The following is a 25,033-nucleotide window of genomic DNA, read 5'->3' on the forward strand; positions in this document are numbered from 1 at the left end:
GCTAAATCAGAAGAAGCAAGCTTCTTCATCATCCGCTCGACTTGCATGTATTAGGCACGCCGCCAGCGTTCGTCCTGAGCCAGGATCAAACTCTCCATAATAGAGAACTTAAAAAGCTCATTTTGTTTTGCTGGCATCATCATTAAATGATGTCAAAATTGTTTGCTATCCGACTAACCGAAGCTAGTCTATCAAGCTATATGTCTTAACGTTTTGCATGTTCAGTTTTCAATGTTCATGTTTAAAATTTATTGTGTTGTCGTTTTGGCGACTTTAATATCATACCAAATCTCGTTATCTATGTCAACAACTTTTTTATTTTATTTTCGATGTGAATCGGTAATAAAAATGACAACTTGATAACTATACCACCCTCTTTAACTTATGGCAAGCGTTTTTATTAACTTTTTTTAAAATACTTCCCTTCCTATTTTACATACTACATATAGTAACTATAAAAAAAGAGAGGCACTACAAATAGTAGCATCTCTCCTTCATATATATAGAACTTTATAAAACGATTAATCTTTATGACGCATTGTTGGGAACAATAATACATCGCGAATAGATGCAGAGTTAGTTAACAACATAATCAAACGGTCAATACCGATTCCAAGACCACCTGTTGGCGGCATACCATATTCTAATGCCTCTAAGAAATCTTCATCCATTTCATGCGCTTCGTCATTACCTGCTTCTTTTTCAGCTAATTGGGCTTCGAAGCGTTGACGTTGATCAATAGGGTCATTTAGTTCTGTAAATGCGTTTGCGTGCTCACGACGAACAATGAACAATTCAAAACGATCTGTAAAACGACCGTCCTCCGGATTTTTCTTCGCAAGAGGAGATACCTCTACAGGATGTCCATATATAAATGTAGGTTGCACTAATGTTTCTTCTACTTTTTGTTCAAAGAACTCATTTAATACATGACCAACTTCCATCGTAGGTTTTACATCAACACCATGTTCTTTTGCTAAACCATGCGCTTCTTCTTTGGTCATTTCTTTCCAGAAGTCTACACCGGTAGTTTCTTTTACCGCATCTGCCATATGCCAACGTCTCCAGCCAGGAGCAAGGTTAATTTGATCCTCACCGTAAGTAACAGTAGTTGTCCCTAATACCTCTTGAGCAACATGAGAAACAAGATTCTCTGTTAAGTTCATGATATCTTGGTAATCAGCATACGCTTCATACAATTCAATCATTGTAAATTCTGGGTTATGACGTGTTGAAACACCTTCATTTCGGAAAACACGACCAATTTCATATACTTTTTCTAATCCACCTACGATTAGACGTTTTAAATGCAATTCAATCGCAATACGCATGTATAATTCCATATCTAATGCATTATGATGCGTGATAAAAGGACGAGCAGCTGCTCCACCAGCGATTGTATGTAACATCGGTGTTTCAACTTCCAAATAGCCTTGTCCATCTAAATAACGACGAATCGCTTGAATGATACGACTTCTAGCAATAAATGTATTTTTACTTTCTTCACTTGTCATTAAATCTAAATAACGTTGACGATAACGTTGCTCAACGTCTTTTAAACCGTGAAACTTTTCTGGCATTGGACGTAGGGATTTTGTTAAGAATGTGAATTCTACCGCTTTCACCGATAGTTCGCCTACTTGTGTACGAAATACATTCCCTCTTACTCCTACAATATCTCCTAAATCAGCTGTATTAAATAATTCATACGCTTCTTCTCCGATTGCATCTTTTCGTACATAAATTTGAATTTGACCGCCCAAATCTTGAATGTGTGCAAATCCAGCTTTCCCTTTTCCTCTTTTAGTCATAATTCGTCCTGCAATTACGACTTCATGAGGTGTTTCTTCTAATTGTTCTTTAGTAAATTGATCATATTCAGCAATTACTTGATCACTTAAATGGGTACGCTCAAATTTGCTACCAAAAGGATCTAATCCTTTTTCTTGTATAGAAGTCATCTTCTGTCTTCTCACCAAAATTTGATCGCTTAATTCTTCTACATTAGACATGTTTGTCACTCCTCCACTACCTATTATCCGCAACTATCTTTTATTACGTTGAACTTATTGTACACAATTTCTGTACGCTGTTCACCTTTTTCCTACACGAAAGAATATATTTCACTATTCTGATTATCTTTTAAAACGGAAAGAGCCATCACTAGTAAGTGATAGCCCTCATTTTAATAAGCAAGAACAGAGTCAGCATTATATTCTTTTGATGTTTCTTCCGCAAAATAACGTAAGTAATCCTTTAACTCTTGTGCAGATTCTGTTTGATTAATCATATTACGCGCTTTACCATTACCACGAATACCTTTTAAGTACCAAGAAGCATGTTTACGCATTTCTCTTACAGCGATACCTTCTCCTTTTAATGCAGTTAAACGATCAAAATGTAATAAGCACACTTCAATCTTCTCTTCTACTGTAGGTTCAGGCTTAAGTTCACCTGTCTCCAAGTATTCCACCGTACGATAAATCATCCATGGGTCTCCTAGAGCTGCTCGCCCTATCATTACAGCGTCGACGCCTGTTTCTTCTAGCATACGCTTTGCATCTTGTGGAGTATTTATATCACCGTTACCGATAACCGGTATATTCACAGCTTCCTTTGCCTGACGAATCAAATCCCAATTCGCCTGCCCTTCGTACATTTGTAAACGAGTACGACCATGTACGGCAACCGCTGCTCCGCCAGCACGTTCTACTGCACGAACATTATCCACAATGTAAATATGATCATCGTCCCAACCTGTACGCATTTTTACACTAACAGGTTTATTTACATTGTCGACTACCGCAGAAACCATTTCATAAATTTTCTCAGGATCAAGAAGCCATCTCGCTCCAGCCTCACACTTAATAATTTTGTTTACCGGACACCCCATATTAATATCAATGATATCCGCAGAAGTATGCTGATCTACGTATTTGGCAGCTGCTACAAGTGTATCTTTTTCTCCCCCGAAAATTTGAAGTGATAGAGGATTTTCTCGCTCATCTATATAAAGCATGCTCAAAGTCTTTTCGTTTTTATTAACGATTCCTTTGTCACTAATCATTTCTGCGTAAACTAACCCTGCTCCAAACTCTTTAACAGTTAATCGGAAAGCAGAGTTACAAATACCTGCCATTGGCGCTAACACGACACGATTATCCATTTCAAAATTTCCAATTTTAAATGGTTTTGTCGCTGCTTTTGTCAAAATCATTCACCTGCCTTTATTTCTCCTTTTAATTCTTCTATCGGTATATCTAACAAGGAAGCAATTTTATCTAACTGCCGTTCACTTGGAACTCTTTTCCCTTGCTCTATTTGCCCGAGTATAGACACAGACATCTCCATTTCTTTCGCCAGTTCAACTTGACTCAACCTTTTTAAGCGTCGAAATGCACGAATGCGTCTACCCCATCGAACGTTTTCCATATATGAACGCCTTCTTTCTGAACTTGTGCAAGCTCCAATAAAGAACGCTTTGTAAGAGGCTCAACTAAATCCGAATTTAACTCCACAAGAGGTACGAGCACGAAGCCTCTCTCCGTCATCCTTGGATGAGGAATAATAAGGTTCTCCGTTTTCATATTCTCTTCATTATACAACAAAATGTCAAGGTCTACAGTTCGAGGACCCCAACGAACTTCACGAGTACGACCTAGTTCTGCCTCTATTTCATTGCATCTCTTTAATAATTCCTGCGGTGTAAATAATGTCTCAAGCTCCACCACTATATTCAAAAAGGCAGCTTGATCTACATACCCAACTGGATCTGTTTCGTAAACAGAAGAAACTTGCGTTACTTGTATACTTTCAGAATCATTTAGTAATTGAACAGATTTTCTAAGAAAATCAAATCGATTTCCGATATTAGATCCTAATGATAAATACGCTATATTCATAGTATACCTCTCGTAATATCAACCGCGACAGAAGCATAATGGCCTGCAATAGGCGGATTAGGCTTAACTAGCTGTATGCGACAGCCACTCACCTTAGATTCATATTCTGATAAGATACGCGCAGCGATATTTTCAGCAACTGCTTCTATTAATAAATATGGCTTGCCTTCTACTATTTCCTTACAAAGCTCAAATACCTCTGCATAATTTACTGTTTCATCTAAGTTATCGGTTTCACCAGCTTTTTTTAAATCACAAGCTAGTGTGATGGTTACTCGAAAAATTTGACCGAGCTTCGTTTCTTCAGGTAACGCACCATGAAACCCGTAAAATTCTAAATCATTCAGATGTATATAGTCCATAAAAAATTAAGCCTCACTTTCCTTAAATTGCACCTTTCCTGTTAGCACGTCCATCATTTTTGTCATACGGGCAATTTCCTTCACATCATGTACTCGCACCATATGGCAACCAAGCTGAACACCATAGCACACGGTCGCCCCTGTACCTTCCATTCGTTCGTTTACAGGAAGATTTAATACATTACCGATTAAACGTTTTCGAGATGTTGCAAGTAAAACTGGATAACCCATATCTACTAATTCATCTAAGTGCTGCATCATCCAAACATTTTGAGTTGTTGTCTTTCCGAAGCCGATACCTGGATCTAACCAAATATTTTCATCGGTCACTCCTGCTGCTTTTGCAATTTGAATACATTCCTCTAAATCTCGTTTTGCTTCTGGCCAAAAATCTGTATATTCTTCGTTATCTCTATTATGCATGAGTATAATTGGAACTCCTAATTCTGCAGCTACCTTGGCAACTTTTGAATCTCTTTTTGCGCCCCAAATATCATTAATGACATGTGCACCTGCCAGTATTGCTGCTCTAGCAACTTCTGACTTATATGTATCGATGGAAATGACCGCATCTACTTCCGCAGTAATTGCTTTTATAACTGGTACGACACGCGCTATTTCCTCTTCATCTGAAATGATAGTGTACCCAGGTCTTGTGGATTCACCACCAATATCAATGATTTTGGCGCCATCTGCAACCATTTGCTTTGCACGAGCTACTGCTGCTTCGACGTTATTAAATTTTCCACCATCCGAAAAGGAATCCGGTGTAACATTTAGTATCCCCATAACAATTGATTCTTTTCGAAAATCTAACTTAACCCCACCAGCTTCAAAAGGCTTGGTATTAAATTGTAAGTTCATGTTTTTATCCTTCTTTCTGAATACACTTTACATACATCTCATGAAGCGTAGCATAAACGGGTCCTTGGTTTCCTAAATAATGCTTTTCGCTTATATCTTTTATAGGCACAATCTCTTGTACTGCATTGGTAATAAATACTTCGTCCGCTTCATTCAATGCATCTTGTTTAAATAAACCTTCTTCTACTACTATTGGTGAATTTTTAATGATCCAATCACGTGTGATGCCTGCTAATATTCCTGTTTCCAAAGAAGGTGTAAATAACTTCCCATTTTTCACCCAAAATAAGTTGGACGTAATTCCTTCTGCTACAAAACCATCAGAAGTTAGAAAGATACCCTCTAGTGACGCAAGTGATGCAACCTCGAATCGAGCATGTATATTATTCGCATAATGATGAGATTTATGACGTGTGCCACTTTCCGGCGAATTTCTCACTGTTTCTAACCAAACGGCAGACTTTTCTGTTCCTCTAGGTACAGTGTGTAAAGGTTTTCGAAATAAAATAACAGTCGGCTTGTCATAACTATTAGGCTGTAGCCCGATATCATGGACACCTGCTGAAATGTTTAAACGAAAATAACCGTCTTCCTCGTTATTCATAGTAGTTAATACTTTTACAGCTTCCATAATTGTTTTTTGATCAAAAGGCATTGTAATACGAAAATCAGCTAGTGCTCGAGCAAGTCGATTCCAATGCTCTTCCCATAAAAATACTTTTCCATCATACGTACGAAATGTTTCAAAAAACCCTAGCCCGTACAAAAAGCCATGGTCATAAGGAGAAATTGTAAGTTCATCCGCTCGATAATATTCTCCATCTTTCCAAGCATCCATATTAAATAATCTCCCTTACTGCAGGGCTATATGCTTCAAAAAAGTTTTGAATTAGTTTTTTACCTTCCTCTGTCATAATCGATTCAGGATGAAATTGTACACCTTCTACTGCGAACTCTTTATGACGAAGCCCCATTATTTCTCCTTCATCTGTCCAAGAAGTCACCTCTAAACAATCAGGTAATGATTCTTTTTCTACTAGTAAAGAATGATATCTTGTCGCCTGGAAAGGATTTGGCATATTTGTATTAACTCCTTTTCCATCATGATAAACAGGAGAGGTTTTTCCGTGCATTAGTCTTTCTGCGCGTATTACTTTACCACCAAATGCTTGTCCAATCGACTGATGTCCAAGACAAACACCAAAAACAGGTATTTTTCCTGCATAATGAGTAATGATATCCAGGCTAATACCAGCTTCATTAGGTGTACAAGGGCCTGGAGAAACAACAATTATAGATGGAGATAACTGTTCTATTTCCGAGATACTTAGCTCATCATTTCGAACAACCGTCACTTTCTCCCCAAGTTCACCAATATATTGCACCAAATTATAAGTAAAGGAATCATAGTTATCAATCATTAAAATCATAGCTGACCTCTTTCTGCCATAGCTTTTGCTTGCCATAATGCTTTTGCTTTATTTAAGGATTCCTTATATTCTGCATCCGGAACAGAATCGATTACAATTCCCGCTCCCGCTTGAATGTGTGCCATTCCGTCTTGAATAAAAGCAGTGCGAATGACAATATTTAATTCTAAATCACCCGAAAACCCTAACCAACCGATTGATCCCGTATATAATCCGCGTCGAACCGGTTCAAGCTCTTCAATTATTTCCATCGTACGGATTTTCGGAGCGCCTGTGATCGTACCTCCTGGGAACATCGCTTGAATAATCTCTGTATTCGATGTACTTAGACGAAGTGTACCTTTTACATTGGAAACAATATGCATAACATGCGAATAGCGTTCGATGACCATAAATTCGTTAACTTCAACAGTTCCATAGGATGAGACCCGTCCTAAATCATTTCTTTCCAAATCCACCAACATAACATGTTCTGCTCGCTCTTTGTCATTTTGTATAAGCTCATTAGCCAACGTGATATCTTCTTCATCGCTTTTACCACGTGGTCTCGTTCCAGCGATAGGACGTGTCGATAATTCAGTTCCTTTTTTCTTCACTAATAGCTCTGGTGATCCTGAAACAACTGCAAAATCTGGTGACTGAATGTAAGCCATATATGGAGATGGATTAAATGCACGAAGTGCCTCATACATAGCAATCGACTCAGCATTTAGCCTTTTAGATTGGCGAACCGATAAATTCACTTGGAATACATCCCCTTGAGCAATATACTCCTGCACTTGACGGACAGCAGCCTCAAATTCATTTCCACTCACAGAGACGAGCAACTCCGCATCATCATTAGTTACTTCTGCGGCAGATTCATATGAAAATTTACGTTCTGCATTGCTACTTGCAGTCTTTAAAGCATCTTCCATATCCTCTAAATTTATATTACTCGTAGAGAGTTTCATACAAGTAACAAGTTGAGTTTCCACGTCAAGTACAGCCCAGAAATCAAATAAATAAAAATAGATATCAGGTGTATGTAGATTATCTTCAGCTAATGTTGGTAGCACTTCTATTTTGCGTGCATAATCATAGCTTATAAAACCAGCTGCACCACCTTGAAAATCAGGCAAATTCTCTTGAAATGGGATGTGGTAGGATTCAACAAGCTTTTCTAACTCCGTAAGCGCCTCTCCATGACGTATCTCTTCATCCCCGTTTCTCCATTTTATATGTAATCCAGTGTCTAAAGATTTAGTAATCGCCAAAGGATTCCAAGCAGCAACACTCAAACGGCCACCTCTACCACTTTCTAAAAATAAATGATGTGATTCCGATTTTGTGATTTCTTTATAAGCATAGAAAAAATCTTCTTTTGACATATTAAAGGTCTTAGTTTGTAATGTAAGTAAATCCAATTCTTGAAATCCTCCTAAAAACGTTTGCCTTCATCTTAACTTGAAACCAGTACTTTTCGCCACATAAAAAAGCGGAAGCACTATGCTCCCGCTCAATTTAGCTCATTTTTTTCTAAAATTTGAAGAAGTTCTTTTCAGACTGGATGAAAACGCTTGTCAGTCGAGGCAACCTAAGTACGCCGCGTCCTGCGGCAACGGTTGCATGACCCACATCCTGTGGGCCCGCGCGCCAGCAATGGTTTTCTGCGACGAGTAACCGCAGGAGCAACGAGGCGGAAGCGAATAGAACTAAAGTTCATGAGCTTACAACGAAGTGCAAGCAAACTCTCTCTTGTTTGCGACGAGCTTTGCGCAGGAGCAACGAAGAATGCGAGCGTTTTTCGTCTGAATTAGTCTTCGAATTGATAAAGTGGTGTGCTCAAATAACGCTCTCCGTTATCTGGAACTATCGCAAGAACTTTTTTCCCTTTTCCTAGTTGTTTTGCAAGTTGAAGTGCTGCATAAATAGCTGCTCCTCCAGATACCCCACCAAGAATACCTTCCAATTTTGCAACTTCGCGAGCAGTTGCATAAGCATCTTCATTCGATACTTGGATAATGGAATCATACATTTCTGTATCTAAAACTGTTGGTACAAATCCCGCTCCAATTCCTTGGATTTTATGTGGACCTGGTTTACCACCAGATAGAACATTGGAATCTTTTGGTTCTACTGCAGCAATATGAATATCTGAGAATTTTTCTTTCAATACGCTACCCGCACCTGTGATTGTACCTCCAGTACCAACTCCTGCCACAAAACCATGTAGTTCATCAAATGCTTCTGCAATTTCAGGACCTGTTGTTAAACGGTGAATTTCCGGGTTTGATTCATTATTAAATTGTTGTGGCATGAACCAACCATTTTCATTTGCTAGTTCTTCCGCTTTTGCGATAGCGCCTTTCATCCCGTCTGCTCCTGGAGTTAATACTAAATCAGCTCCGTAAGCACGAAGTAAGTTTCTACGCTCTAAGCTCATTGTATCAGGCATAACTAATACCGCTTTATAACCCTTCGCAGCAGCAATCATAGAAAGTCCTATTCCTGTGTTTCCACTAGTAGGCTCGATAAGTGTGCTACCATCTTTTAATTTTCCTTCTTTTTCTGCAGCTTCAATCATTGCAAATGCAATACGATCTTTCACGCTGCTTCCTGGGTTGAAGAATTCTAATTTCACATATACTTCTGCATCCTCAGGGTTTGACACTCTGTTTAGTTTAACTACTGGTGTTTTTCCAATTAAATCTACTACTGATTGCGCAAACTTCGTCATCGTTACACTCCCAATCCCTACTATATTAATAGGTTTTATTTTCTTAATAATACCAATTTAAAAGATTCATTGTCAATAAAATTAGATTCAAACTCAATTTTATTTAAAAAAACAACGCATTCCATAGAATACGCTGTTTAAACTTAAATTATAAGCTTTGTTGTTACTATTTTTCGCTATACGACCATTGCGCATCAAATTCTTCCCAGAACACTTCCGGCGTAACCGACTGGGGCAGCTGATCAAGCGCAAGCTCTCGGTGAATATGATCTTCTACATCGTCGTAAGAAAATGATTCACCTTTAAAAACACTCACTACTTGCGCGACAGCAAACCGACCGTCTTTTAAGCTAATCACATCGCTCCATTTACCTGTTTCTATGTTTGGTAGCGCAGATAAAATTTCATCATCTATAGACTTCGTTCCTTCTGAAACATATCCAATGTCTCCACCTAAGCTAGCGGAACTCGTGTCTTTTGATCGTTCCCTTGCCAGACCGTCAAAAGAAGAACCATTCTTTAATTCTTTTACAACTTCCTTAGCCTCCTCCTCTGAGGAAACATAAATAACACTTGTACGGTAGGATGTCGGAATATTATATAAGTTTTTATTATCATCATAAAAAGCTTTTATAGCATCTTTTTCTATCACTATGTCTTTGGCTAAAACCTTTTCCAAAATTAAACGTGAACGAACTTTTGCACGCATCGATTCTTCATTTAACGTTTGAAGAGATGTATCTGTCCCTTCTTGGGTAGAACGAATAAGAGCTACCTCTAAATCCACTTCCTGATCAGTTACTTTAATTTCGTATTTTTTTGCAGCTGCTTCCATCACTTCTGCATTAACGAGATCTAGCAGCACTTCTTTCCCGTACATTGATTCCATAGAAGCCATCCATTGTTCTTTCGTAATACCTTTCCCATCAACAGAGGCGACTTGTTCCGTTCCATTTGCCTTTTCATTTGGTATTAGCCAAGCAATAAACCAGAGTAAATTGCCAAACAAAAGAATACCAAGTAACAAAAGCACTGGTTTTGTTTTTAAATGTCGTTTTTGTTGTGGATTAAAGTTATCACGCGTTGATTTCATCGATAAACGACTCCAATTCATCTACTGAGTACTGGTATTTTTCCATACAGAAATGACAATGTGCTTCTGCCCCTCCGTCTTCCTCAATCATATCGCGAATTTCACTTACTCCCAAGCTAATAATCGCACTACCGAAACGTTCCTTAGAACAATTACATTCAAATGATACAGGGATAGAATCTAAAATTTGCACATTATCTTTCCCTAAAATTTCAAAAAGCAATTCCTCAGGAGTTAATCCTTTTTCAATCATTTTAGAAACAGGCTCCATTTTGCTTAAATGTTCCTCGATAACAGTAATTGTTTCATCATCAGTACCAGGCATTAGCTGGATGATAAAACCACCCGCTGCCAAAATTGTGTTATCTGGGTTTACGAGTACCCCAAGACCAACAGAGGAAGGTACCTGCTCAGAAACAGCAAAATAATACGTAAAGTCTTCAGCAATTTCACCTGAAACGATAGGTACTTGACCTGTAAAGAAATCTCTTAAACCAAGGTCTTTAACAATAGTCAATGTACCCTCTGTACCTACTGCACGACGTACATCTAATTTCCCAACTTCGTTTAAATCAAAGTGGGTCTGTGGGTTAGTGACATACCCGCGAACTTCCCCTTTTGCATTGCTATCAATAATCATTGGTCCGATTGGGCCATTACCTTCTACTTTTACTGTGAGTTTGTCTTCCCCTTTTAACATTATCCCCATCATAACAGCAGCAGTCATTGACCTACCAAGGGCCGCTGATGCAGTTGGCCATGTTTGATGACGTCGTTGCGCTTCCCCTACAGTATCTGTTGTGCGGACTGCATATGCACGGACATTTCCTTCAAATGCTAATGCTCTTACTAAGTAATCTCCCATTTATTTCAAACCTCTTTCATCTAAGTTTCTTTGATAAATTAAATACAAACCTTTCAATGTTAGAAAAGGATCAATTACGTCCATAATGGTTGTTTCATCCCCGATTAAAGATGCCATCCCACCTGTTGCTATCACTTTAGGGTTATGTTTCGATACTTTTTTCATTCTATTCACAATTCCTTCCACTTGTCCTACATAACCATACACAATACCAGCTTGCATCGCAGAAACAGTATTTTTCCCAATGACATGCTCCGGTCTAGTTAGCTCAATACGAGGAAGTTTGCTTGCACGAGTAAAAAGTGCCTCTGTGGAGATACCGATTCCAGGAGCTATAGCCCCTCCCATATACTCACCTTTTTCGTTGACATAACAATAAGTTGTTGCAGTTCCAAAATCTACAATGATTAACGGACTGCCATATTCATGGATGGCAGCTACTGCATTTACAATTCGATCTGCCCCAACCTCACGGGGATTCTCATATTTTATATTTAACCCTGTTTTAACTCCAGGACCTACTATTATTGGCTTAATACCAAAATATTTTTTGCACATCGCTTCTAAAGAAAACATAATTGGCGGTACTACCGATGAGATAATAATACCTTCTATTTGATCAAAAGAAATATTGGCGTGTGAAAATAGAGCTTTGACTTGCATACCATATTCATCTTCTGTTTTTAGACGATCTGTTTCCATTCGCCAGTGATGAATAAGTTTATCATCATCGTAAACACCTAGTACAATGTTTGTATTACCTGTATCTAACACGAGTATCATCTAACTTGTCCCCACTTCTCGGTAAGTTTTCCCACACATCATACCATATATAGTCACAAAGAAAAAAGCTGATTGCCTCGCAAGTCTGCGATTCACAATCAGCTAATACATTCTATTAATCTCTACGTTCTTCTTGAATCGGATTTTTCGGCTCATCTGTAGGACCATTTTCTTTTGGTAAGTCACCAGTTGAAGGGTCTGCTGGAGCTCCTACTGCATCCGATACTTCTTCTTTTGTTTCCACTTCAGCTTCGCTATCCGTTAAATCATATACGCGTTCTGGAAGTGTTCCGTGCTCTTCTAAGTGTTTGATTTGAGCAGCATCGAGTGTTTCAACTTCTAATAACGTAGTAGCAATAAGTGTTAACAAATCACGTTTTTCCGTTAAAATCTGTTTTGTACGATTGTATTGCTCTTTAATCATTGTTTGCATCTCTTGATCGATTTCATACGCAATTGCATCGGAGTAATTTTGCTCTGAGTTAAAATCACGTCCAAGGAATACGTTTCCACCTTGTGCTTGACCAAATTGCATTGGTCCTAATTTGTCACTCATACCATACTCAGTAACCATACTTCTAACAATACCAGTAGCACGTTGGAAGTCATTATGAGCACCAGTTGATACTTCACCAAAAGTAATATCTTCTGCTACACGCCCACCTAATAAACCTGCAACTTTATCTAATAACTCTGGTTTCGTCATGAAGTAACGATCTTCTTTTGGAAGCATTACCGCATATCCACCTGCTTGACCACGAGGAACGATTGTTACTTTATGAACGATTTCCGCATCATCAAGTGTTAATCCGATTACTACGTGTCCCGCTTCGTGGAATGCCACAATTTTACGTTCTTTTTCTGAAATAACTTTACCGGATTTAGCTGGACCTGCAATTACGCGATCCGTTGCTTCATCAATATCACTCATATCTACTTTTTTCTTATTACGTCTCGCTGCAACTAGTGCTGCTTCGTTTAATAAGTTTTCTAAATCTGCACCAGAGAAACCTGGTGTACGTTGTGCAATCGCTTTTAAATCCACTGATTCGTCAAGTGGCTTATTGCGGGCATGTACTTTAAGTACTGCCTCTCGTCCTTTAACATCTGGACGACCAACTGTGATTTGACGGTCAAAACGACCTGGACGTAGAAGTGCAGGATCTAAAATATCCGGTCTGTTCGTTGCAGCAATGATAATAATACCTTCATTTGCACCGAAACCATCCATTTCTACAAGTAATTGATTTAGTGTTTGTTCACGCTCATCGTGACCTCCACCAAGACCAGCTCCACGTTGTCTACCTACTGCATCAATCTCATCGATGAAAATAATACATGGTGCATTCTTCTTCGCGTTCTCAAATAAATCACGCACACGAGATGCCCCAACACCGACAAACATTTCAACAAAATCCGAACCACTAATAGAGAAGAAAGGTACGCCTGCTTCTCCGGCTACCGCACGAGCAAGTAATGTTTTACCTGTACCTGGAGGACCTACTAATAAGATCCCTTTCGGAATACGTGCTCCAATCTCCACAAATTTACGTGGATCTTTTAGAAAATCTACTACTTCTACTAGTTCAGCCTTTTCTTCATCTGCCCCAGCAACATCTGTAAATCTTACTTTTTTCTTTTCATTGTCATACAATTTCGCTTTACTCTTACCGAAGTTCATCACACGGTTACCACCGCCTTGTGATTGACTCAATAAGAAGAAGAATAGAATAATGATAATCAGGAATGGTAATAACCCTGTGAAAAATTGTACCCAGCCACTTGTTTTTGGCGTTTCTTTATAATCAACTTGAACTGAGTGTGTTTTTGCCAGTGTTCTAATTTCTGATTGTAAATCTTCACTATATGGGGCTTTAGCTAAGAATTTTTCCCCTTCTTCATAGCCTTTCATTTCGCCTTCTACAACATAAATTCCAGATTCAGGTTGCAGAACAACGCTTGTTACTTCTCCTTTTTCAAGGGAAGTCATAAATTCGTCAAAGCGAATTTCTTTTGTTGGTTGATTGCTCGTATTAAACGTAGCGAAAATTCCAACAATCACAAAAAATATTAATAGGTATAATATAGCGTAGCGCAGTGCTCGATTCATTCCTAGCCTCCTCACAAGGTAAACAGAAAAACTATATGTAATCTTATCATACGAATTTTTGGGCGTACAATGAAAAGCCTTTTATTTCACCATTAAAATTAAAAAGTATAAACTTCTTTCTTTAACACACCTACATATGGCAGATTACGATATTTTTCTGCGTAGTCTAATCCGTATCCTACTACAAATGCATCTGGTACCTCAAAGCCAACATAGTCTGCTTGTAAATCTACTTTTCGACCAGACGGTTTATCAAGCAGTGTAACCAATTTTATTGATTTTGCTTTACGATATTTGAACAAATCCACCAAATAGCTTAGTGTCATTCCACTATCAATGATATCCTCGATTATTAAAATATCGCGTCCTTCTACACTTGTATTTAAGTCTTTAACAATCTTTACTTCACCTGAAGAAACAGTAGCGTTACCGTAGCTTGATACATCCATATAATCCATTTCAATGTAAGTATCTACTCGTTTCATCAAATCGGACATGAATGGCATAGCACCTTTTAAAATACCAATAGCTAGCGGGAACTTATCTTTATATTCTTCTGATAGTGCCGCACCAAGTTCACGGGTTTTTTCTTGAATTTGTTCTTCTGTTAATAATACTTCTAGAATGTCTTTTTCTAACATTTTAGTCCCCCCTAATAGTTAATGTTTTTTTAAGTATAGGACAAAATTCTGTCCATGATACTCCTTCGAAAATCGCTCTTCGTAACGAAGCCCAATTACTGCTAGTATATCATTGTTCTTACTTACAAGTAGTGGCCAAACATAGCGATCTTCGGCTGTAATTTTCTCATCGATAAATAACCGAGAAACTTTCTTAGGAGAGGACATCCCTTTCATATGGATACGATCTCCCTCAGCTTTTTGTCTTATGAAAAGTGGTAGCTGATCGTGATCCAACTGGACATAAAATTTTTCTTCCGAAATATTTGCCTCTATATTTCTCGTTAAATAGATGGAAAAACCAGCACCAACCTCAAACCAACAATCCTCTTGTATTTCCATTTTACCCATTAATGCAGGTTCCTTGATGGAGGATGTAAATTGGACCTTATTGTAATGCCGAACAAGGAAAAAAGATTTTGGTAAATGAATTACTGAATTACCTTCAAACTCATTACAAGCGAAAAGGATCGACTCAATTAACCGATCGTTTAGAAATGTATCGGATTCATTATAGAGATAGTTTAATAGTAGTAGAACTACCCTTCTTTGTAAAGCGATGGGAACTTCCTTAAAGTGCATTGTATCAAGAAAAAAGGAATGATTTGAATCAACCGTCACAAGCTGTTCAAATTTTTCTTTTGCCATTATTTGAAGAAGTGTATCATCCTGTTGTTGCTTCTCAACAAATAACTGAATTCTGTCACTTACTAAAGCATTCTCCTCTTTTAATAAAGGTACTACTTTATGTCGAATCCGATTTCTTGTATATGTATGCTTGTCATTACTTGGGTCATGTCTAAAACGTTGATTTAGTAAATGAACATAGTTGAAAATTTCCTCTTTTGTTACCCCTAAAAAAGGCCGAATAATTTCTCCTGTTGAAAAATTTCGAGTTCTTGGTATCCCAGTTATAGAGGAGGATAGTGTACCTCTCACTAACGACATTATGACAGTTTCTACTTGGTCATCTGCATGATGACCTAAAACTAATTTGGGATAATTATGTTGTTCCATAATTACTTCAAAATATGCATAGCGTTCTTCTCTACAAATAACTTGAACATTCCCACCTTCTTCAGCGACTCTACTGGGTACCTCTATTTTCGTTCCGTAAAAGGGTAATTTCAAGCTGTTTGCAAGTTCTTCCACAAATCGCATGTCCTGTGCAGATTCTTCTCCTCTTAACTGATGATCGGTATGCACAATAGCAATATCTATTTCATAGTCCTTTTGAAGTTCATACAAAACTCTTACTAAAGCAACTGAATCTGCGCCACCAGAACAAGCGATAAGAAGACGCTCACCTTTATCTATCAAGTTGTGCTTGTCGATATACTTTTTTACCTTTTGAGCGAATGAAAGCATCTTCTCACCTCTTTTCATTTTATAGCGCCTTGCTCCTGCGCATAGCTCGTCGCAGGAAGGACGGTGCTCCTGCGCACAGCTCGTCGCAGAAAGGATGTTGCTCCTGCGCATAGCTCGTCGCAGAAGGACGTTGCTCCTGCGCACAGCTCGGCGTAGAAAGGACGTTGCTCCTGCGCACAGCTCGGGGCAGTGACAGGCACTTACGCTTTTCTTTTTGTCCAGACTCCAGCGCCTTGCCCCTCGAGGTCAAATGAAAATCTTCTACATCCAACAGGTTGGATTTCGAATCTTCCCATTTGCTTTTCGGGGCACTGACAGGCGCTTGCGCTTTTCTATTTAGTGTACCATTTTTTCTTGGAATTTAGCTGCTTCACGTGGTGAAAAAATAGACCATTCTGGAACTACATGTTTTACTTGCATGAAGATAACCGTTCGGTCGTCTCCTGGTAATGAATAAGTTTCTTCTAATTTCTTTACAAATCTTTCTGCGTTCATCGTTGGATCTTGGAGTATTTTTTGATAATACAGCTCTTGTTTGTCTATGGACGTATTGGATGAGAAGACACCATCCGATAGCATTAGCAGAATATCGCCATCTTTAATATCAACTTTTCTTGCCTCAATAGTAAAAGTAGGCAGGAAACCAAATGGCACATGCTTACTTTCAATTTTACGCATCTCATTCCCCCTTATCAAATAAGTAGACATACTACCAGCTTTCCAAGACCACAGTTCTCCTTTTTGTAAGTCGATCAATGCTAAATCTACCGTTGCATAGCTATCCGTATCATCTTGCAAACTCATCATGTAATGAAGAGTATGCATCGTTGTTTCAGGATCCATTTTTTTATTTAGGCATTCTCGCATAAACTGCATTACTCGTCTACTTTCTCTGTGTGCCTCGATATCATTCCCCATTCCATCTGATAAAATAACCGCAAGTAATCCAGGGTGTAAAGGAAATACTGCATGGGCATCTCCTGAATATATCGTATTTCTGCTGGATGATGTATAAACATCATGTGTTACTTGAAAACGTACAGAAGATTTACAGGTCATTTGAATATGCTCATATGGTTGATGAACTTCTTTCATGGACGTTATTTCAAATGGTTCTTTCCATAAGTCATAAAGTATTGGCAGTATTAATCTCTCACCAACCATTTTGGCTCTAGATTCTACCGGTAAGCAGATAACAACCTCCATTTGCCCTACCGCAATATTTAAAACGTCAATTTGAAAAAACGGGATATTGCACTGATCAAACTTCTGTTTGATCTCTTCTTCGTGAGATGTATATAAAGTCATACTGTTATCTAAATTGTTTATAAGTTCATTCATATGGTTTCCAATATCACGTAGCTTTAAAGCGTACATTTTTTTACCGTGTTGCATTTGGTTGTTTAGTTGTTTTTTTGCCTCCCTTTCTATTAATTCTTGAATAATTTTTACTGGTTTCACACACTTATAACCGATTCTCTTTTCAATTTGTATTCTATTTTTTTTAGGTTCATTTTCCCATTGTGCCATCAGCGATGGGATTCCATTTGATTTTCCCCCCCAACATTTTTCATATTGAAAACACGACTGGCATGTTTCAAATGCCTGGTTTTGCTCTTTTTCAACAGCTCCTTTATTGTTAAATCGATCAGAAATGAAACTTGTAATGAAGTCTACGAAATGTTGGAATTCCTGTAACTGATTGTTTACTTTTTCAGTCATCCACTTCTGTCTGCGCAGAAGAATATTTGAAGTATCCGGGTAAAGTTCCTCCTTTAAAGATTTAATCCAACTGGAAGGTATAGCAAAAAACAACAATGAAGCGGTTACCAATGAACCTATATAAACACTATCTAGTGGTAAAGTTCGGTCGTATAAAATAAAGAAAAATGTAGCGCCTAGCATACTAAACGCCTGCCAAAGTCGGCCAAATGGTTTATGCAGCCCTGCTAAAAAGCCGGTAACGGCATATACCGCTATCATGCCACTGAAGCTTAGCTTTGAAATACTTAATATTGTCCCTGCTAGAACTGCAACGACGGTTGCAAGCTGAATTCCACCTACTGCAGAGGCAATTGCTATTACTAAATGAGCAAGTATTAAAGGAATCGAAACGTATCCAAAAATATACGAGGACATTCCCGTTAAGACTAATGCTCCTATTAATAAAGCAGCTCCCATTCTTTCTGCCGTCCATCTTTTATGAAGTATATCTGGCAATGGGAGAAATAATTGAAATAAAAATATAGTCATAAATAAACTCAAAAGGCCTTCATAGCCGATTGCTAGCCAAACGGAACCTGGAATCTGTCCCCAATAGGACACTAACTGCCATATTACTTGTATAAAAACAACATCTAATAATACAAATAAGGGTAATGGTATCTTCCTGATCAATCTTTTTGAATGAAGTGGAAATATAAACGCTTGCATTGCGTGTATGACTACTTGTCCAAGTCCTAGCGTCATACTACCAAGCAAAGCCCCTGCAATGGTCCAAGGTAAAAAACGTTTAAATCGTAAGCTTACTAATGCCCATATAGGAAGGAAGAATGGAACGGAAGCTTCGAATAATACGACTTGCGCTAGGAAGAAAGCAAGTATAAAAAAAATAAGAGCGAATGATATGGCTACTTTTCGAACTTGAATCTCTTCTAAAACCTTTCTCCACGAAAAATTTCTTTTTTGATTTTGCTCATACAATGTTTTCAAAAGTATATACCCCCTATTCAGCTATTGATGGAAGTATACCTAGATTTAGAACAAGAAGTATGTCTGTTTCTGACACCCTCTCCAAAAAAGTTTTCGACTCGTTTAGCCAATAAATAATAGGAGAAAGAAAATATTTTTTCAAGAAGTATTGACACTTGGCCCAAACGCTTGTAATATGTAATTGTTCGTTAAATTGGCGGCGTAGCTCAGCTGGCTAGAGCGTACGGTTCATACCCGTGAGGTCGGGGGTTCGATCCCCTCTGCCGCCATATTTTTTCCATTAATCTGGCCCCTTGGTCAAGCGGTTAAGACACCGCCCTTTCACGGCGGTAACACGGGTTCGAATCCCGTAGGGGTCATCTAATAAAAAGCAGTTCCAAAAGTCGAATTTTTGGAACTGCTTTTTTATTTTGGCTTTCTAAATCTTAATTTGTTATTTGCAAACATATGTAGGCAATATAGGTGCGACACTTCCTTTATGGTGGTTGTTTTCAGAAACTTAGAGTATGTTAAATTTATTAAGAATAAATGAGTATAAAACATTTCTAATTAGCATTCGCGCTGACCGCACGGCGCATGAGCCGCTGTATGTGGGAGCTACTACTCGTGCTTAGCGTGCCCAAGTGCACATCCGCGTTTCTACACGCGAATTTTGAAACACATTCTTTTTTCAATGCACTTCATAAACTTTATTCAATAACGGAGCCTTGAATTTTATAAATAAAGGAGAATGCTACGTGTATATTGACAGACTAGAACCTATCGAAGCTGCAAAGCAATTTATCTCTTTACATCACCCTAATTGCCAAGGTGCTCTTTTAGCAGGAAGCGTAATCCGAGGGGAAACTACAAAAACTTCAGATATAGACATTGTTGTATTTTATAACAATAGTCAAATCTCTTTTAGAGAATCTCTTCTTTTAGATGGATGGCCGATTGAAGTTTTTGTTCATAATCTCACTTCTTATAAAACCTTTTTTGAAAGTGACTCCAAAAGAGCTAGACCTTCTTTGCCCCGCATGGTTGCGGAAGGGCTCATCTTGAAAGACAACGATATTTTAGATTCTATTAAAACCGAAGCCAAAGAACTGTTAGCAAAAGGGCCAGAAACTTGGTCACCTGAGACTATTAATATAAAACGATACTTTATTACGGACGCCTTAGATGATTTCATTGGAAGTACTAATAGAGCAGAAGAAATTTTTATAGCAAATACACTAGCCGAATTATTAAGTGAATTTGTGTTACGAACGAATGGTAAATGGAGTGGTGCCTCTAAATGGATTGTCCGTGCATTAAAACATCATGATGAGAATTTTGCCAATCGGTTTGTTGAATCATTTGATATTTATTATAAAACTGGTGAAAAAAATAAGGTAATTCAACTTGTAGAGGATATTTTACATCCTTACGGGGGACGTTTATTTGAAGGGTTTTCTTTAGGAAAAATGTCGACCGATAAATAAGAAAATCTTTGAAACGGCTCCCTTTCCGCGGGCGTTGCCTTAGCCTCCTAGGCCAACACGATGTTGGTCATGCAATCGTTACCGCAAAAGTTCTTTTGCGACGAGCTTTGCGCAGGAGCAGGATGCGGCGAACTTAGATTACCTTCCCCTCAATGCGGGGTCTTCGGCTAACGCTATTCCCACAGGAGAATCGCCTTTTTCAACGATTTTCTAGTAATACTAATTGAAAAAATTCAAGTGATAAAAACTTGCTCTATTAATGACATGATGGTTTTCAAATTGAAAAGCGGATAATAGTAGATTGGAGTGTAAGGCGGCGACTCCAGCCGAAATAGCAAATGTTTTCTGCACCGAAAGCGAAGCATCAGGTGCATGAGCTGAAGACCCTGGACTGAGCGTAGCGAAATTAATTTTTGCGACGAGCTTGCGCAGGAGCATTGTTTTTTGCGACGAGCTTTGCGCAGGAGCAAGGGAAGCGGCTGAAGCCATGCCGGCGGAAAGCGTCCTACTAGAGCTGAAATAAACGGATTTGGCCTATTTTGAAAAAGTAGAAAGACTGTATAAACTCAAAATCTTGAGTATATACAGTCTTAGGCAATAAATTATTTTAAAGCTATTTGGTTTTTATGGTGAAGATCATGTTCCATGAAATCGGTGAAGTAACTACGTATAGTTAATTCATGGTTACCAATATAGAAAATTTTGTCCCATTCTATTTCAGCGATTTGTTCGAGTTGTTCCATAATAGCTTGCCGTTGAGTTTTTGCATAAGCAAGGGTCTCTGTAAATGTTTGTTCATGAGCACGGGCTGCGGCTTTTGCATTAAAGTCTTCGAAGTTTGGAAACGTTTCAAGCTTTGCACCTTCTTTCATATAAGGCATTCGTTCTTCTAGGGTAAATCGATCCCACTCGGCTAAATGCATCACAATTTCATTCGGCGACCACTTACCTTCTTTGTATGGTGTGTTTCCTTTAATCTCATTCAAATTAGTAAGTTCATCTAACCAGTTCACATACGCTACATGTGCTTTTAAAATATCTTCTTTATTCACACCTTTTCCCCCTAAAAACTTCTTTATCTAAATATATTATGCTTAAATAAGTAATCATAGGAAATATCAATAAATAGATATTCACTTTCATTCATTGGTATTGAAAATGTTCGTGTCAATTCTCCAGTGTCGATATCGCTATATACATCAGAAAATACTCCACTTTGATCATTGCGCATTTTTATAATTGTTTTTAAAAAATATGGACGCCAGCTCCAATTTTTATTAATAGCCTCTTTTTGAACAGTCCACTTCTTATCCATGCGCATAATATTAGGTGAAGTTTGGAAACCATCTTCATTACAAATATAAATACGGAAAGAATATACATCAAGTTCTTTGGCTAGCGCCAAAAGTTGCTCGCTATTATCACTTGCAGGCTTTGAATGCTGGATAGTCGTTTCTAAAAGATTTTGTAAGTTTTTCAATTCATTATAATTTTCTTCGAGCATGCGCTTTTCTATTTTAATAAACTGCTGACATTCCTTTTTAAATCTTTCCTTCAACTGATTTTTTGGAATAACCGTTGTAGCAGAATCAGACAAGTACTTCCCTTGATAATATCTTCCACCATTCTTCCAAGCAAATTGAAGCTGATGTACAGTATCAATACCTTCAAATAACATATTCGCTCCCATTTTACGAGCTAACGTACCAAGGGACGTAAATAAATCATTTTGTGCACTCCACGATTCATAACTCAATTGCTCAATATTCACTTTTAAGATATTTGGGGAGATCATCTTAATATAATCCAAATGGCTTTCGGAGCCTACCTGATTTATAGCAACCTTCATTCCGTATGTACGTAAATAGCGAAGGATATTATTAAGCTGGCTAAAATCTCCTTTAAAGTTATGCTCTGAAATTACAAGAACAATGCGGGGGAGATTTTCTTCTAAAATATACTCTTTTATAATTTCAAAATAACTTTCACCATAATCTAATATAAGTAAGTTTGCATTATATGGAAGGTAAATATCAAAATCTTTCACTTCTCCAGCAAGTTGAGAAAGTGCCAAATGCAATATTTTATGTTCCACTTCAACCCGATACTCTTCTGGAATATCTTCATCATATGCAAATGATGTTAAGTTTATTAACTTGTCATCCATTTGAAGTTTTCCGGTTACTTCATAACCAACTACAATATGCTCGTCTGCACTAAATATTGGCTGAAAATATGCTTTCAAATTATCTAAATTCGTTAGTACATCAATTGCATCCATATAAAAACCTCCTTTAACGATTGACAATCGTACTCGTTTTACCTAAGAAAACGATACTTATATATTAACAATCCATTTTAATGAAAAAAAGGTACTAGATACAATTATATTTATTAGTATAATTTTTTAGTACAAAAAAAGGTGTCAGCAATGCTGAACACCTTCTCATCTATTAAACATTTTTTCTACCGATAAAACAGACAGCTAATTATCCTCTTTTAGCGCCTCGGCCACCACGCTTAGATTCAGTTGCACGCTTTAACGTAGACAAACGATCTTCACTGTCCTTTAAGAATCTAGCCATTTTTTGTTCGAAATTTTCTTTGTTTGGACGATCGCGATCATTTGGGCGATTGTTGTTACGTGGACGCTGAGGACGTTCTGGTCTCTCTGGTCTTTCCGCTTGAGGCTTCGCTTTACGAATAGATAATCCGATTTTGCCATCCGCTTCAACATTCATCACCTTAACTTCTACAACATCTCCAACCTTCAAGTGCTCATTAATATCTTTCACATAATTATCCGCAACTTCACTAATGTGAACTAGACCTGTTGAGCCTCCTGGCAGCTCTACGAACGCTCCGAAGTTAGTGATTCCTGTTACTTTACCCTGTACCTTGCTGCCTACTTCAATTGACATAAAAAAAATGCTCCTCCTTAAAATTTAAACGACTCTTAACGTGATTGTACGATTTTTTTCATACAAACCTTATCTTTATTATAGCTAACAAAAAAAGAGTGTCAATAAGACTACTCTTTTGAAGCGTTATTTTTATATTATTTTTCTTCATTTTCAGGCAAAGTAAAAATGATTTCTCCTTCTTCTGAAAGAAAATAATCTTTTCTTAATAATTTTCCAATGTACTCATCATCATTTAATTTGGAAATTTGAAGTTTCAATATTTCTTGCTCTTCTTGTACTTTAGCTAGTTCTTCTGAAACTTGTTCTTTTTGCTGTTTCTTTTCTTCTAACGTTTTATTACTATTTATTAATGAAGTAATCAGAAACCCGACAATTAAAATGGACATCACTGTAAATGTAGCTAAACGTCTGTATAAACGAACTTTTTTTGCATGTTTACGATTTTCTTGACGTTCGATGGAACGAACATAATCGGTATTAATTGATGCAAGTCGTTTCTCTGTAGATACATTTCTTTGCTTCTCTCCCATTTCGCCCTCTCCCGTCAAACTGTTTCAATTTTTAGTGTACTTTTTATTATAACGGAAGTTTGGTTTTTTCTGAAGGGCCAAATGAATTGTTTTTTTATAAACGTATTGAAAAGGTTTAGTTATAAATAAGACTATAATAACAATCAATTGTATTATTTTGCGAATGATTTTTATGAACAAACGAATAATAAACCAAATGGGCTTAACGATTAAACTTAAAAAAATCCTTCCCGCCAATCGAAAAACTGGCTGAAAGAGTTGTTCGTATAAAAGGATTCCTACTATTTGTGCAAGTGGATCATATATTCTCCATATGCCATCTCGAACTTCATAAAGTAAGTAAAAAGTTCCCAACCCTAGAGAAATCCATATAATTATCTCTAAACCGACTCGATATTTATAAACGAAGGAACGCTTTGAAAAGCTTTCCGTTACAAAGCGCGTTCCTTCGATAATTGCACCAACTAGAATTCCACTCGCTATCATCAATAATAAGCTTAGAAATTGTAGAGAGAGTGTCATCCGAATAGTTTATGAAGTAATCCTCTTGCTCCGTCTAACTGCTGCTCTTCATCGTACTGCATAACTCGTACAATCCCATCTAATGTTAGGAGACCTTTATCTACGTCTAGGTGTACGATCTTTAAATCTTCTCCTTTAATATGGAGGATTCCTTGTGAGGTCCTTACATAAAATTCTTGTTGATCGAATCGTTCAATAGATTTAACCGATGTTAGATCCATTCTTTTACGATTTCTTAAGGAAATAACGTGGTCCCCCGATGGAATAGTAATTGTTTGATTTTCTGCTTGAAATTGCATTTATACTCTCTCCTCTCCTTGTCCTCTCTTTGTATTGTATGCACGTAAAAAAAAAGCATGACAAATGCCACGCTTTTTATTTTATAAAATTTATTTGTTTTCTATTTTTTAATCTTCATCATCAATAAATGCTGGATCTACTTTTTCTAATCTCTCTTCTTTTGTTATCGTGAACATCGATGCAGCTTCCTCTTTTTTAGCAGAATCTCTTATCGCATCAACAATAGCAGTTACTACCTTTTGACCAAATCGAATAGATAGTTCATCTCCCGCCTTTACATCGGAGCTTGCCTTCGCCACTTTTCCATTTATCGTAATTCTTCCTTGATCTGCAACCTCTTTTGCAAGTGTTCTACGCTTAATCAATCGAGAAACTTTTAAAAATTTATCTAATCTCATAACAA

25 protein-coding genes and 2 tRNA genes are annotated in these 25,033 nt (G+C 37.6%); 3 read left to right on the top strand and 24 right to left on the bottom strand.

All coding sequences use genetic code 11. The features are described from left to right. Window positions 1-521: 521 nt before the first annotated feature. The 17 genes from lysS to AM499_RS15640 form a co-directional block, all read right to left on the bottom strand. Entirely contained in the window at window positions 522-2,012 is a 1,491-nt protein-coding gene (gene lysS, locus AM499_RS15560) for a lysine--tRNA ligase (RefSeq protein WP_053591061.1), read from the bottom strand. A 173-nt stretch (window positions 2,013-2,185) separates the two neighbouring features. Next, window positions 2,186-3,211 (bottom strand): tRNA dihydrouridine synthase DusB, encoded by a 1,026-nt coding sequence (gene dusB / locus AM499_RS15565; RefSeq protein ID WP_231687480.1) that lies wholly within the window; start codon window positions 3,209-3,211, stop codon window positions 2,186-2,188. A 2-nt stretch (window positions 3,212-3,213) separates the two neighbouring features. Then, window positions 3,214-3,432 (bottom strand): helix-turn-helix domain-containing protein, encoded by a 219-nt coding sequence (locus AM499_RS15570; protein WP_053591063.1) that lies wholly within the window; start codon window positions 3,430-3,432, stop codon window positions 3,214-3,216. Further along, entirely contained in the window at window positions 3,384-3,902 is a 519-nt protein-coding gene (folK, locus tag AM499_RS15575) for a 2-amino-4-hydroxy-6-hydroxymethyldihydropteridine diphosphokinase (RefSeq protein WP_053591064.1), read from the bottom strand. The genes AM499_RS15570 and folK overlap by 49 nt, the downstream gene beginning before the upstream one ends. Further along, the gene (folB, locus tag AM499_RS15580; RefSeq protein ID WP_053591065.1) at window positions 3,899-4,264 is read right to left on the bottom strand and encodes a dihydroneopterin aldolase; all 366 of its coding nucleotides are present in this window, start codon (window positions 4,262-4,264) and stop codon (window positions 3,899-3,901) included. The genes folK and folB overlap by 4 nt, the downstream gene beginning before the upstream one ends. A gap of 6 nt (window positions 4,265-4,270) precedes the next feature. Next, window positions 4,271-5,128: a dihydropteroate synthase gene (gene folP / locus AM499_RS15585; protein ID WP_053591066.1), complete on the bottom strand. Its 858-nt coding sequence runs from the start codon at window positions 5,126-5,128 to the stop codon at window positions 4,271-4,273. A gap of 4 nt (window positions 5,129-5,132) precedes the next feature. Next, on the bottom strand, window positions 5,133-5,966 hold the full coding sequence (pabC, locus tag AM499_RS15590) for an aminodeoxychorismate lyase (RefSeq protein WP_053591067.1): 834 nt from the start codon (window positions 5,964-5,966) through the stop codon (window positions 5,133-5,135). A 1-nt stretch (window position 5,967) separates the two neighbouring features. Continuing rightward, window positions 5,968-6,558: an aminodeoxychorismate/anthranilate synthase component II gene (pabA, locus tag AM499_RS15595; protein ID WP_053591068.1), complete on the bottom strand. Its 591-nt coding sequence runs from the start codon at window positions 6,556-6,558 to the stop codon at window positions 5,968-5,970. Continuing rightward, window positions 6,555-7,928 carry an anthranilate synthase component I family protein gene (locus AM499_RS15600; protein WP_053592244.1) on the bottom strand — a complete coding sequence of 458 codons (1,374 nt, stop codon included), beginning with the start codon at window positions 7,926-7,928 and terminating at the stop codon, window positions 6,555-6,557. Before AM499_RS15600 ends, pabA begins: the two co-directional genes overlap by 4 nt. Window positions 7,929-8,353: 425 nt before the next feature. Further along, on the bottom strand, window positions 8,354-9,277 hold the full coding sequence (cysK, locus tag AM499_RS15605) for a cysteine synthase A (RefSeq protein ID WP_053591069.1): 924 nt from the start codon (window positions 9,275-9,277) through the stop codon (window positions 8,354-8,356). 166 nt (window positions 9,278-9,443) lie between these two features. Next, window positions 9,444-10,370, bottom strand: coding sequence for a peptidyl-prolyl cis-trans isomerase (locus AM499_RS15610; RefSeq protein WP_053591070.1), 927 nt, complete (start codon window positions 10,368-10,370; stop codon window positions 9,444-9,446). Next, window positions 10,354-11,235, bottom strand: a complete 882-nt coding sequence (gene hslO / locus AM499_RS15615; RefSeq protein WP_053591071.1) for an Hsp33 family molecular chaperone HslO — start codon at window positions 11,233-11,235, stop codon at window positions 10,354-10,356. Before hslO ends, AM499_RS15610 begins: the two co-directional genes overlap by 17 nt. Continuing rightward, entirely contained in the window at window positions 11,236-12,018 is a 783-nt protein-coding gene (locus AM499_RS15620; protein ID WP_053591072.1) for a type III pantothenate kinase, read from the bottom strand. A gap of 115 nt (window positions 12,019-12,133) precedes the next feature. Then, the gene (ftsH, locus tag AM499_RS15625) at window positions 12,134-14,128 is read right to left on the bottom strand and encodes an ATP-dependent zinc metalloprotease FtsH (protein ID WP_053591073.1); all 1,995 of its coding nucleotides are present in this window, start codon (window positions 14,126-14,128) and stop codon (window positions 12,134-12,136) included. A 98-nt stretch (window positions 14,129-14,226) separates the two neighbouring features. Next, complete coding sequence (gene hpt / locus AM499_RS15630) at window positions 14,227-14,769, bottom strand: hypoxanthine phosphoribosyltransferase (protein WP_053591074.1); 543 nt, start codon at window positions 14,767-14,769, stop codon at window positions 14,227-14,229. A gap of 18 nt (window positions 14,770-14,787) precedes the next feature. Continuing rightward, on the bottom strand, window positions 14,788-16,194 hold the full coding sequence (gene tilS, locus AM499_RS15635; RefSeq protein ID WP_197275565.1) for a tRNA lysidine(34) synthetase TilS: 1,407 nt from the start codon (window positions 16,192-16,194) through the stop codon (window positions 14,788-14,790). 318 nt (window positions 16,195-16,512) lie between these two features. Beyond that, entirely contained in the window at window positions 16,513-18,888 is a 2,376-nt protein-coding gene (locus AM499_RS15640) for a SpoIIE family protein phosphatase (RefSeq protein WP_053591076.1), read from the bottom strand. A gap of 195 nt (window positions 18,889-19,083) precedes the next feature. Between AM499_RS15640 and AM499_RS15645 the strand changes: the two genes are divergently transcribed. The 3 genes from AM499_RS15645 to AM499_RS15655 all read left to right on the top strand — a co-directional run bounded on the left by AM499_RS15645 (window position 19,084) and on the right by AM499_RS15655 (window position 20,354). Further along, window positions 19,084-19,157: transfer RNA gene (locus AM499_RS15645), tRNA-Met, on the top strand. Between the two features lie 18 nt (window positions 19,158-19,175). After that, window positions 19,176-19,247 (top strand) — tRNA-Glu (locus tag AM499_RS15650). 384 nt (window positions 19,248-19,631) lie between these two features. Then, window positions 19,632-20,354 (top strand): nucleotidyltransferase domain-containing protein, encoded by a 723-nt coding sequence (locus tag AM499_RS15655; RefSeq protein ID WP_053592245.1) that lies wholly within the window; start codon window positions 19,632-19,634, stop codon window positions 20,352-20,354. Window positions 20,355-20,956: 602 nt separating this feature from the next. Here the strand turns inward: AM499_RS15655 and AM499_RS15665 are convergent. From AM499_RS15665 to AM499_RS15695, 7 genes are all read right to left on the bottom strand, one after another. Beyond that, a complete protein-coding gene (locus AM499_RS15665) occupies window positions 20,957-21,406 on the bottom strand; it encodes a DinB family protein (RefSeq protein WP_053591078.1) in 450 nt (149 codons plus the stop codon). A 23-nt stretch (window positions 21,407-21,429) separates the two neighbouring features. Next, window positions 21,430-22,635, bottom strand: coding sequence for an EAL domain-containing protein (locus AM499_RS15670; protein ID WP_053591079.1), 1,206 nt, complete (start codon window positions 22,633-22,635; stop codon window positions 21,430-21,432). Window positions 22,636-22,843: 208 nt separating this feature from the next. Next, window positions 22,844-23,275, bottom strand: coding sequence for a S1 domain-containing RNA-binding protein (locus tag AM499_RS15675; protein ID WP_053591080.1), 432 nt, complete (start codon window positions 23,273-23,275; stop codon window positions 22,844-22,846). A gap of 137 nt (window positions 23,276-23,412) precedes the next feature. Next, window positions 23,413-23,808, bottom strand: coding sequence for an FtsB family cell division protein (locus AM499_RS15680; RefSeq protein WP_053591081.1), 396 nt, complete (start codon window positions 23,806-23,808; stop codon window positions 23,413-23,415). A 24-nt stretch (window positions 23,809-23,832) separates the two neighbouring features. Continuing rightward, window positions 23,833-24,330, bottom strand: a complete 498-nt coding sequence (gene yabQ / locus AM499_RS22440) for a spore cortex biosynthesis protein YabQ (protein WP_053591082.1) — start codon at window positions 24,328-24,330, stop codon at window positions 23,833-23,835. Next, the gene (gene yabP / locus AM499_RS15690) at window positions 24,327-24,629 is read right to left on the bottom strand and encodes a sporulation protein YabP (protein ID WP_053591083.1); all 303 of its coding nucleotides are present in this window, start codon (window positions 24,627-24,629) and stop codon (window positions 24,327-24,329) included. The genes yabQ and yabP overlap by 4 nt, the downstream gene beginning before the upstream one ends. 108 nt (window positions 24,630-24,737) lie before the next feature. Continuing rightward, a complete protein-coding gene (locus AM499_RS15695) occupies window positions 24,738-25,028 on the bottom strand; it encodes an RNA-binding S4 domain-containing protein (protein ID WP_053591084.1) in 291 nt (96 codons plus the stop codon). Window positions 25,029-25,033: the final 5 nt, after the last annotated feature.

The sequence above is a fragment of the Bacillus sp. FJAT-22090 genome (genome assembly GCF_001278755.1).
Lineage (GTDB): Bacteria > Bacillota > Bacilli > Bacillales_A > Planococcaceae > Psychrobacillus.